Source organism: Streptomyces sp. NPDC007095, assembly GCF_040634475.1.
Classification (GTDB): Bacteria; Actinomycetota; Actinomycetes; order Streptomycetales; family Streptomycetaceae; genus Streptomyces.
In genome coordinates this window covers 1-9,329 of the sequence record NZ_JBEYFS010000328.1, presented here as the reverse complement: position 1 = coordinate 9,329, position 9,329 = coordinate 1, and the positions used below count along the sequence as shown (strand labels likewise).

General features: G+C 72.7%; 7 protein-coding genes, 3 tRNA genes and 1 pseudogene. 8 read left to right on the top strand and 3 right to left on the bottom strand.

Features of this window, described 5'->3' with window-relative positions:
• Positions 1 to 123 precede the first annotated feature (123 nt).
• On the bottom strand, positions 124 to 342 hold the full coding sequence (locus tag ABZ656_RS53350; protein WP_360279335.1) for a hypothetical protein: 219 nt from the start codon (positions 340 to 342) through the stop codon (positions 124 to 126).
• 442 nt (positions 343 to 784) lie between these two features.
• Here ABZ656_RS53350 and ABZ656_RS53345 point away from each other — a divergent pair, with 442 nt between their 5' ends.
• A complete protein-coding gene (locus ABZ656_RS53345; protein ID WP_101402116.1) occupies positions 785 to 1,822 on the top strand; it encodes a LacI family DNA-binding transcriptional regulator in 1,038 nt (345 codons plus the stop codon).
• Between the two features lie 56 nt (positions 1,823 to 1,878).
• Here ABZ656_RS53345 and ABZ656_RS53340 read toward each other — a convergent pair whose 3' ends face one another.
• Both ABZ656_RS53340 and ABZ656_RS53335 read right to left on the bottom strand, forming a co-directional pair.
• Positions 1,879 to 2,547: a helix-turn-helix domain-containing protein gene (locus tag ABZ656_RS53340; RefSeq protein WP_360279332.1), complete on the bottom strand. Its 669-nt coding sequence runs from the start codon at positions 2,545 to 2,547 to the stop codon at positions 1,879 to 1,881.
• A gap of 195 nt (positions 2,548 to 2,742) precedes the next feature.
• Positions 2,743 to 3,534 carry a VOC family protein gene (locus tag ABZ656_RS53335; protein WP_101402118.1) on the bottom strand — a complete coding sequence of 264 codons (792 nt, stop codon included), beginning with the start codon at positions 3,532 to 3,534 and terminating at the stop codon, positions 2,743 to 2,745.
• Positions 3,535 to 3,767: 233 nt separating this feature from the next.
• Between ABZ656_RS53335 and ABZ656_RS53330 the strand changes: the two genes are divergently transcribed.
• The 7 genes and pseudogenes from ABZ656_RS53330 to ABZ656_RS53300 all read left to right on the top strand — a co-directional run.
• Complete coding sequence (locus ABZ656_RS53330; RefSeq protein WP_177324188.1) at positions 3,768 to 4,016, top strand: WhiB family transcriptional regulator; 249 nt, start codon at positions 3,768 to 3,770, stop codon at positions 4,014 to 4,016.
• Between the two features lie 207 nt (positions 4,017 to 4,223).
• Positions 4,224 to 4,295: transfer RNA gene (locus ABZ656_RS53325), tRNA-Ala, on the top strand.
• Positions 4,296 to 4,326: 31 nt separating this feature from the next.
• Positions 4,327 to 4,398 (top strand) — tRNA-Glu (locus ABZ656_RS53320).
• 28 nt (positions 4,399 to 4,426) lie between these two features.
• Positions 4,427 to 5,761, top strand: coding sequence for an SDR family oxidoreductase (locus ABZ656_RS53315; protein ID WP_101402120.1), 1,335 nt, complete (start codon positions 4,427 to 4,429; stop codon positions 5,759 to 5,761).
• Between the two features lie 62 nt (positions 5,762 to 5,823).
• Positions 5,824 to 6,957 (top strand): ribonuclease inhibitor, encoded by a 1,134-nt coding sequence (locus tag ABZ656_RS53310; protein WP_360279329.1) that lies wholly within the window; start codon positions 5,824 to 5,826, stop codon positions 6,955 to 6,957.
• A 9-nt stretch (positions 6,958 to 6,966) separates the two neighbouring features.
• Positions 6,967 to 7,043: transfer RNA gene (locus ABZ656_RS53305), tRNA-Trp, on the top strand.
• 94 nt (positions 7,044 to 7,137) lie between these two features.
• Positions 7,138 to 9,329 (top strand): annotated as a pseudogene (locus ABZ656_RS53300) (hypothetical protein); the annotation flags it as partial.

Genomic DNA, 9,329 nt, shown 5'->3' with positions numbered 1-9,329 from the left:
AGGGTCAGGGCCCGGCACGCCGAGAGCACGCACCTGACGCCGCGGAGCCGCCCTCCGGGCGACGACGGGAATTTGACGACAGGACCTAGGGCCTGTCCGGCGGCTGGGCGTGGGGGCACCGCGTCACCCGTCGAACGCCGCCACGAGCCGACGGCAGTCCCTCAGCAGCGTCTCGCCGGAGACGACGTCGTAGCGCATGTTCCCTGTGGAGTTGTCGTCGCGGTGGCGGCGCGGGGAGACCGACTCCCGGCGTATGAAGGGCAGCGCGGGTGCCGCGGCCGGACCCGTTTCGACCAAGGCAGGCCGCCCGTCTCCGGGCGGGCGGCAGGGGTCGCCGTCCATGCCTCGATCAGCACCGGGAGCACTTCGTCGGCGTCGCCGGTCACCTTCCACAGCGCGACGGCCGCACGGGCATCGCCGCCTGAGCGGTGCTGGTACGGTCGCCCACCCTCTTCGACCGTGACGACGAGCGCGTCGTACGGATTCTCGCGGAGGTGGTCGGGCGGTCGCTCGGTGAACAGCCATTGCACGCGCCCGTAGGCGTCGACCGTGCTGTGCAGGACATGCCGGTCCCTGTAGACACGCGGGAGACGGGCGTACGGGCCAGACGGGTGGCCAGCCGGTCAGGCGACATGGGCCTTTCTCATGGTCATGGCGTGATCCTCGCCCGGGGGAACCGCCCGCACGACGGACTCCCGGCGGGGTGGACGTCGGTCGGGGAGCGCTCTCATCGCGTGCTGCCCGGGGCTATCCTTCTTGGCAACCGCCGAGGAGGAGCCCTGAGGTGACCGAGACAGCGTCGCGCCCCACGCTGGAGGCCGTGGCCGCGCGGGCCGGGGTCTCACGGGCCACCGCCTCGCGCGTCGTCAACGGCGGCGACGGAGTGCGTGAACCGCTCGTCGAGCGGGTCAGACGGGCCGTCGAGGAGCTCGGTTACGTCCCCAACCAGGCCGCCCGAAGCCTGGTCACCCGGCGCCACGACGCCGTCGCCGTCGTCATCGCCGAACCGGAGACCAGGGTCTTCGCCGACCCCTTCTTCGCCCTCCAGCTCCGCGGCATCAGCAAGGAGCTGACCGCGCACGACTCGCAGCTCGTCCTGCTGCTCACCGAGGGCCGCGACGACCACGCGCGCGTCGGCCGCTATCTCGCCGGCGGCCATGTCGACGGCGCGCTCGTCTTCTCGCTGCACCTCGACGACCCGTTGCCGGAGCTGATCCACGGCGCGGGCGTGCCGACCGTGTTCGGCGGGCGACCCGGCTGGGGCGACGGCGCGCGGCGGGCCGTCTACGTCGACAGCGACAACCGGGGCGGCGCCCGCGAGGCCGTACGTCATCTCGTCGGACTCGGCCGCACGCGTATCGCGCACATCACCGGCGCCCTCGACCAGACGTCCGCGGTCGACCGGCTCGACGGCTTCCGGGACGTCATGGGCGACGCCGATCCACGGCTCGTCGTCGAGGGCGACTTCACGCCCGCGGGCGGCGAGCGTGCGATGCGGGAGCTGCTGGAGCGCTGTCCGGACGTCGAGGCGGTGTTCGCGGCGAACGATCTGACGGCCTCGGGAGCCCTGCGGGTGCTGCGCGAGCGGGGGCGGCGGGTGCCGGACGACGTCGCCGTGATCGGCTTCGACGACATGCTGCCGGTCGCCGAACAGACGGACCCACCGCTCACGACGGTCCGTCAGGACATAGAGGAGATGGGCCGGTTGATGGCCCGGCTGCTGCTGCGGGACCTCGATCGCCGGGCGGGCAAGCTGGGCGCGGACGGCGCCCCCGCCGGAGTGGTGCTGCCGACGACGTTGGTACGGCGGCTTTCCGCGTAGGACCGTTGCTCCCCGTGGCCCGCCCACCCGCTCTGGTTCGTCTCCGTTCGCTTTCTTCAGTCCCGGTGCGGTCCCAAGTTGCCAAGGAACGTTCCGAGTTGGGGCGCGGTGAGCGACGGCTCGGGCAGCGGGGCGGCGGTGGGGGAGGCACGCAGGCCGTCGAGGAGGAGGGCGAGCGGGCGGCGCCAGGCGTCCGGGGCCGTGCTCGTGAGGGCCGGGACGGCACGGCCGAGCACGGCCAGCGCGACGAGGAGGTCCTCGGTGGTGAGATCGTCGCGGAGCGTGCCCTGTTCGCGGCCGCGGCGCAGGAGCACCTCCACCGTCTCCCGGTTGTGGGCGTGCACGGAGTCGAGGGAGTGGACGCCCTCCAGGTGGGTGGTCATCAGATCGTTGGTGCCGCGGTCGGTTGCGAGGGCTTGGAAGACCTCTTCGACGTATCCCAGCAGACCCGCCCAGGCGTCCTCGGCGGTTCGGGCCCGGTCTCCTGCGTCCATGGTCTGCGTGAGCGAGTCGCGGAAGACAGCGTCGACCAGTGCGGCGCGGCTGGGGAAGTGCCGGTAGAGCGTGGCGTTTCCGACACCGGCCCGGCGTGCGATCACATCGAGCGGCGCGTCCAGGCCCTGCGCGGCGAACACCTCGCGAGCCGCCTCGACCAACAGCTCGCGGTTGCGCCGCGCGTCGCGCCGCCGCAGCGGATCGGGCCCGTTCACGCCGACTTTCGTCATGTCGCCTCCCGAAAGTTCCGGGGAGCACTCCCCGGAACTGATGATATCGGTCGGGCTCGTCGGAGCCGCCGGGGGCGCGGAGCCCTCGGCGCGGGGGGCTGAGGGTGCATTCCCCGGACGGGGGCCCCGGCGGCTGCGGCCATGAGGAGGTCGGTGGGGCCCAAGCGCAGGGCCCCACCGACTCGGCCCGTATGTTCAGCTCTCCCGCGTCGCGCTCCTGATGACCGCGAAGCGCGCTCCGTACGGGTCGGCGAGCTTCGCCATGCGGCCGACGCCCTCCAGGTCTGTGGCGGGCATCCGGACCGTGCCACCCAACTCCTGGGCCTTGCTGACGGCGGCGTCCGTGTCGGTGACCTCGAAGTACGGCAACCAGTACGCGCCCGACCGGGCCTCGGTCGGGTCGTCGGCCAGCGGGACGACACCGCCGAACATGTCCGACTCCTCCGCCCCGGCCGGGTTGATACAGGTGTACGTGCCCCCGGGGAACACGGCGGCCGAGGTCTCCCAGCCGAACACGGAGTTGTAGAACGCGGCGGCCGCCGGCTCGTCCGGGGTGTAGAGCTCGACCCAGCACAGCGAACCCGGGTCACCCGCCACGTCGATGCCCTTGGTCAGGGCCGGCTGCCAGATGCCGAAGGACACACCCGCCTCGTCCCCGAGAATCGCCATGTGGCCCTGGCCCATGACATCCATGGGCTGGACGATCACACTGCCGCCGGCCTGCTCCGCCGCCTTGGCCGTGGCCTGCGCGTCGGGACTCTGGAAGTACACCGTCCAGGAGGGCGGACCCTGCTCCTCGGTGGTCTGCATACCGCCCGCGGCGGTCTTTCCGGCGAGCTGGAAGAAACCGTAGCCGCCGGCGTCGGGTCCTGCCGACTGGAACTGCCAGCCGAAGAGGCCGCCATAGAAGGATGAGGCGCCTTCGATGTCGGGGGTGCCGACATCGAGCCAGTTCGGAGCGCCGGTGACAAAACGGGTGGTGAGCATGTTGTGCCCTCCTTTGAGGGGTCCCGTTGCCTGTACTGCCGAGTCTGGCACCGCCCACTGACAATCGCTGCCAGGACTCCCGCCGCGGGCCGGAGAGACCATTGCGATTACTCTGGGTGATCGGTTATGTTTGTTTTGTTTTCATACTTTGCGGCGAGCCGCCTGGCACCTCGGAACGTGGCGTTGATCCCGCGTTGATCGAACGTTTTTCGTCGCGCGGCACGATCTTCGTCATGCACACCGACACCATGACCCCGGCCGACTCCGCCTGGCAGGAGCAGGCGTTGTGCGCGCAGACCGGGGCCGATTTCTTCTTTCCCGAGCCGGGCAGCTCGGTGCGTGAGGCAAAGCGCATCTGCGGGATGTGCGAGATGCGCTCCGCCTGCCTCGAGTACGCGCTGAACAACGATGAACGCTTCGGCGTCTGGGGCGGCCTGTCCGAGAAGGAACGGCTCAGCCTCCGGCGCGCGGACCAGAACTGACCCCTGCGACGCCGAACTGACCCCTGCGACGCAGGGCCCCGCGCCGGACGCCGTGAACGGCCGCGTCCGGGCGGCGCCTTGCTCCGGTCCGGTGCCTTGCCCCGGTCCGGTGCCTTGCTCCGGTCCGGTGCCTTGCTCCGGTCCGGTGCCCTGCCGTAATTCGGTGGGGCGATCCGGTGGGCGGTGGTTAGGATCCCCGTGGCGCACCCGGGCGTAGAGCAGAGGCAGACTCGCCGCCTTGGCAAGGCGGATACGCCGGTTCGAATCCGGTCGTCCGGGCTGCGTCCGGCCGGACGGACCGGGACAGCAGGGTCCTGTAGAGCAGAGGCAGACTCGCCGCCCTCTCAAGGCGGATACGCCGGTTCGAATCCGGTCAGGACCACGGCGGCGCACACGCGGGGCGGGGACACATGGGTGACGGCGGCGCGATCACGCAGGACGAACTGGCGGCATTCCACCGTACGGTCGGCAAGCTGCGGGCGCTGCCCGTCGACGACCCGGTGAGGCTGCGCGCCGAACAGGTCGCCGCGTCCTTCGCGCGGGACGGGCGGGTGCGCAGGCGCAAGGTGCGCGGCGCCGAACTCTCCGCCGCCGACGCGGCCGTGATGGCCGCGACCGCGACGGGAGCGCTCGACCGGCGGGAGGACGCACCGCTCGACCGTCCCGGGGGCGGCGGCGTCTTCGTGAAGCCCCGTTCCTGCTATGTCTGCAAGACGCCCTATCGACAGGTCGACGCCTTCTACCACCGGCTGTGCCCGGACTGCGCCTCGGACAACACCGCCCGGCGTGCGCTCACCACCGACCTGAGCGGCCGCCGTGCGCTGCTCACCGGAGGCCGGGTCAAGATCGGTTTCCAGCTGGCCCTGATGATGCTGCGCGACGGCGCCGAACTCCTGGTGACCAGCCGCTTTCCGCACGACACCATGCGTCGCTTCCGTGCCGAACCGGGCAGCGCGAAGTGGCTGGACCGGCTGACGGTGCTGGCGGTGGACCTCCGTGATCCTCGTCAGGTACTGGGGATCTGCGAGCAGCTGAGGCAGGAGGGTGAGCACCTCGACATCCTGGTCAACAACGCCGCGCAGACGGTGCGGCGGCCCGCCGAGTCGTACGCGCTGCTGGCCGGCGGGGAGCGCGCCGGGCTGCCAGAAGGGGCTCGGGAGGCGCCGGGGTTCACGCCGATGCGGACGCTGGCGAGCGGTCCCTCGGCGCTCCCCGCGGCGTTGCGGGAGGCCGACGAGGCCGGGCTGCTGCCCGATCCCTCCCCGGAGAACTCCTGGTCGGCCCGGCTGGGCGAACTCGACCCGGCCGAGGTCCTGGAGACCCAGTTGGTCAACGCGCTCGCCCCGGCACTGCTCTGCGACCGGCTGCTGCCCCTGCTGCTCGCCTCACCCCACCCGCGGCGATATGTCGTCAACGTGACCGCCGTCGAGGGCCGCTTCGCCGTACGCAACAAGACGGCGGGCCATCCGCACACCAACATGGCCAAGGCCGCCCTCAACATGCTCACACGCACCAGCGCCACCGAACTCGCCGAGCAGGGCGTGCACATGTGCGCCGTCGACACCGGCTGGATCACCGACGAGAACCCCGCCCCGAAGAAGGAGCGGATGGCGGGCGCGGGGTTCCGCACCCCCCTCGACATCGTGGACGGAGCGGCCCGGGTGTACGACCCGATCGTGCGGGGCGAGGCGGGCACACCCGTGTCCGGGGTGTTCCTCAAGGACTACCGGGAGGCGGAATGGTGACCGAGCCGGAGCGGAAACCGGACCCGCGGTTCGCGGGCGTGCCGCCGGTAGTACCGCGCCCTTTGACTGAACTCACCCCGCTGCTCGACTGGTTGCGCGACGGCCGCCCGGCCGGCGAGCGGCTGGACTTCACGGCCGGTACGGCGCTGCCCGACGGGCGCCTCGACCTGTGCAAGCAGGGACTCGGAGCGCGGGGCGCGGCGCTGGTCGCCGAGGCCCTCTCCGAGATGTCCGCCGTCTCGGACGGACCCTCTCCCGTACGGCACTTGCTGCTCGGCACCGACGGGCTCGGCGACGAGGGCGCCGCCGCGGTCGCCGCGCGTGCCGAGGTCGAGACTCTGTACCTCGGCTGCAACGGGATCACCGCGGGCGGCGCCTGCCGCATCGCCGACAACCTCCGCGCCTCACCGCGGGTCGTCACGGGCGTCTGGCTCAAACGCAACCCGCTCGGCAGCGGGGGAGGGCGTGCCGTGGCCGAACTCGTCGAGGCCGCCCGGTCGTTGCGCACCCTCGACCTCGTGCAGACCGGGCTCGACGCGACGGGCGCCGTCGTCCTCACCGACGCCCTTCTCGCCGCGGCGGAGAACGGCCGCCGCGTCGAGCGGCTGTTCGTGGGCGGCAATCCGCTGGGCGCGGCGGGTGCGGTGCCGCTGTCCGTGCTGATCGCCGAGGGCGCGGTCGACGAACTCTACGTATCAGCAGCACAGTTGGGTGACGCGGGCGCGCTGCGTCTCGCCGAGGCGCTGGCACGGGCACCGCACGGAGGGCTCGCCCGGCTCTCCGTCGCCAGCAACGGCATCGGGCCGTACGCCGCCGCCCGGCTGGTGGCGGCGGCGACCGCGGCGGGGGTCGCCCTGCTCGACCTCGGGCGGGTGCGGGCGGCCGCGGTGCTCGGCGCCGCCGACAACCGCGTCGACCTCACGGCGGCCACCGACATCGCACACACCCTCGCGAGCGCCGAACACCGCCTCACCCACCTCGTCCTCGCCCACACCGGCATGCGCAGCCGCGAGGCCCACCGTCTCCTCGACACCGCCCCGCGCGCCGCGACCGCGACCCGGTTCGTGCTGGGGCAGTCCATCGCGACCAGTGTGAAGCGGCGCCTGGACGCGCTCAGCGCGCACATCCCGGTGCCGTCGGTCCCCGCCGACGTCGCCGCCGTACGCAGCGTCCACCGAACGGCGCCGTTACGCTAGGCCTCAAGGGCGGGGCCGTAGCGCAGAGGCAGGCGCACCTGGTCTCCAAAACCGGAACACGCTGGTTCGAATCCAGCCACCCCGCCCCCTTCCCCCAGGGTTTCGGACGATGACCCCGGCCCGCCGGAGCGCACCGGGAAATCAGTACGCCGCGCGTACTTCAGCAGGCACAATCCCCGCATGGATCGCACCCCGCAGCGGCACGCCGAAAGTCTGCTCAACGCCCTCGACCCGCTGCCCTTCCCCCAGCGCATGCGCGAACTCGCCCTGCGGGTACGGGAGCCGGTCCCGCTGCGGCCCGTGCTGGAAGAACTCGAATCCCGCGGTCCGTACGAACGGGGGATCGCCGTCGTCGCGGCCGCCGTCGGCGGCGACGCCGAGTGGATCGCGGACCGCATCGCCGACCCGGACGCCTTCGTGCGCGGACAGGCTCTCCGGGTCGCGGACAGCCTTCAAGTCCCCGACTCCGCCTACGAGTCGGCGCTCGACGACGCCCCGGAGGCGGTCCGCAGGGAGCTGTTGCGCGCGATCGTCGTGGGACGGCGCACCGCACTGGCCGACCGGCTGCTGCCGAGGCTGCGGCGGGACTGGGGCGACGCGGAGGCGGCCCGCCTGCTGCCGGGGTGCGCGCCGGAGACGGTCGCCCGGCTGCTGCCCGAACTCTTCCACGCCGTCACCGGCTGGAAGGCCCTCGCCAGGCGGCATCCCGGCGCCCTTCTCGACGTCGCCGAAGACGAGTTGGCGGCGCTTCCCGAGGCCCTGCGGGACACCTGGTGGGGCCGGTACGTCCCGGGTGTGGCCGCCGCGGTCGCGGCGGAGCCCCTGCGCGTGCTCGACCTTCTCGAACGCTTCGGGCCCGCCACCCTGCCCCTCCGACTGCACGACCACTTCCCGCGGTTCGCGGCGGCCGACCCGAGCCGGATGCTGCGGCTGCTGCTCACCCCCACTGGATTCGCCGCGCGCCGCTACCGGGCCCTGAGGCCAGCCGTGCTGCGCAGGCTTGCCCGTTCCGGCGCACCCGAACTCCTGGCATTCAGCCGGAGCTTGGCCGACTGGGGGGATCTCGCGCCGCTCGTGAAGGCGCTGCCGCCTGCGCGACGCCACGCCTTCTACCGGGCCGCGCAGGAAGGCCGAGGAGCCGGACACGTCACCATCGACGCGGTCATCCTCGACGTCCTGCCGCGCAGTTGTGTGGCGGAGGAGGCCCGCCGCATGGCCGCCGTCGCCCGCGAGCGCGGCGCCCTCTGGAACTCCGTGCTGCTCGCCGAGTCCTTCCTGCCCGTCGCGGAGGCGCGCGAACGGCTGGTCGAGGCCACCCGCCGCCCGGCCGCCGAAGACCGTGCCGAGGCCTGGCCGTTGCTCATCCGCAACGCCGCCCGCTCCGCAGACTCCGCCGCCGTCACCTCCGTCCTGGAGGAGATGGGCCGGCTGCGCAACGAACACGACCCGGTGCGCTCGGCCGCGCTCGGCGCACTGTCCGGGGTACGGCCGGCGCTGTTCACCGAGGATGCCGAGCCGCACCTCGACCGTATCGCCGCGGACGCCGTCGAGGCCCGCGACTCCTCGCCCGCCACCCGGCACAACCTCAGTCGCCTCGCCCTGTCCGTCCTGCGCGAGCACGCGGCGGGCGGGCGACGGGAGTTGGTGAACTGGGCCCTGCGCACCCTGGTCCGGATATCCGGCAACACCGGTGACGTCGACCTCGGCCGCCTCGACACGGCCCTGCGGCGCGGCCAGGAGCACCAGGTGTACGAGGCCCTGCGCCCCTGGATCGAGGCGGGCGCGGAAAAGGCCGACTACAGCCTCGCCTTCACGCTCGCCCGCGCGGTGGGGCGGCGCGCCGCCGGTATGCCCGAACTGCAGGACCTGCTCTGGCAGGCCGTCCGGTACGGCGATGACGTGACCATGCGCTGTGCGATCGAACTGTGGCTCGAGCCGCCCGCGACCCGCGACGAACGGGTGGCCCGCGTACTGGCGTCCGAACCGTCCGCGGGCGTGCTGTGGCCCGTCGTGGGGATCGTCACCCGGCGCCGCACCGATCTGCTCGACCCGCTGCTCGCCGAGGCTCCTCCGTACGGCCGCTTCCTGACCAAGGGCACCCCCTGGACCGTACCGGTGGTCCGTGACGTACGGCGCTGGGTACCACGCCATCAGCACGCGGTGGCACGACAGTTGGCGGACCATGCCGAGGACGCCGCGCTGCCGCTCTTCGAGCGTGCCGCAGCCGTCGCGCAGGCCGCCCTCGTCCCGGGCCGCGGCGCCGATCTCGTACGACGCTGGACCGACTCCCCGGACGTGCGGCTCGCCGAAGCGGCGCTCGCCGCACTCGCCCGTACGGACCGGCCCGCCGACGCGCTGCCCGAGCTGCTGGC

What these genes read in the sequence shown, in the direction of transcription:
- ABZ656_RS53350 (WP_360279335.1), bottom strand. Translation starts at nt 342, where the DNA reads ATGGACGGCGACCCCTGCCGCCCGCCCGGAGACGGGCGGCCTGCCTTG.
- ABZ656_RS53340 (WP_360279332.1), bottom strand. Translation starts at nt 2,547, where the DNA reads ATGACGAAAGTCGGCGTGAACGGGCCCGATCCGCTGCGGCGGCGCGAC.
- ABZ656_RS53335 (WP_101402118.1), bottom strand. Translation starts at nt 3,534, where the DNA reads ATGCTCACCACCCGTTTTGTCACCGGCGCTCCGAACTGGCTCGATGTC.
- ABZ656_RS53330 (WP_177324188.1), top strand. Translation starts at nt 3,768, where the DNA reads ATGCACACCGACACCATGACCCCGGCCGACTCCGCCTGGCAGGAGCAG.
- ABZ656_RS53315 (WP_101402120.1), top strand. Translation starts at nt 4,427, where the DNA reads ATGGGTGACGGCGGCGCGATCACGCAGGACGAACTGGCGGCATTCCAC.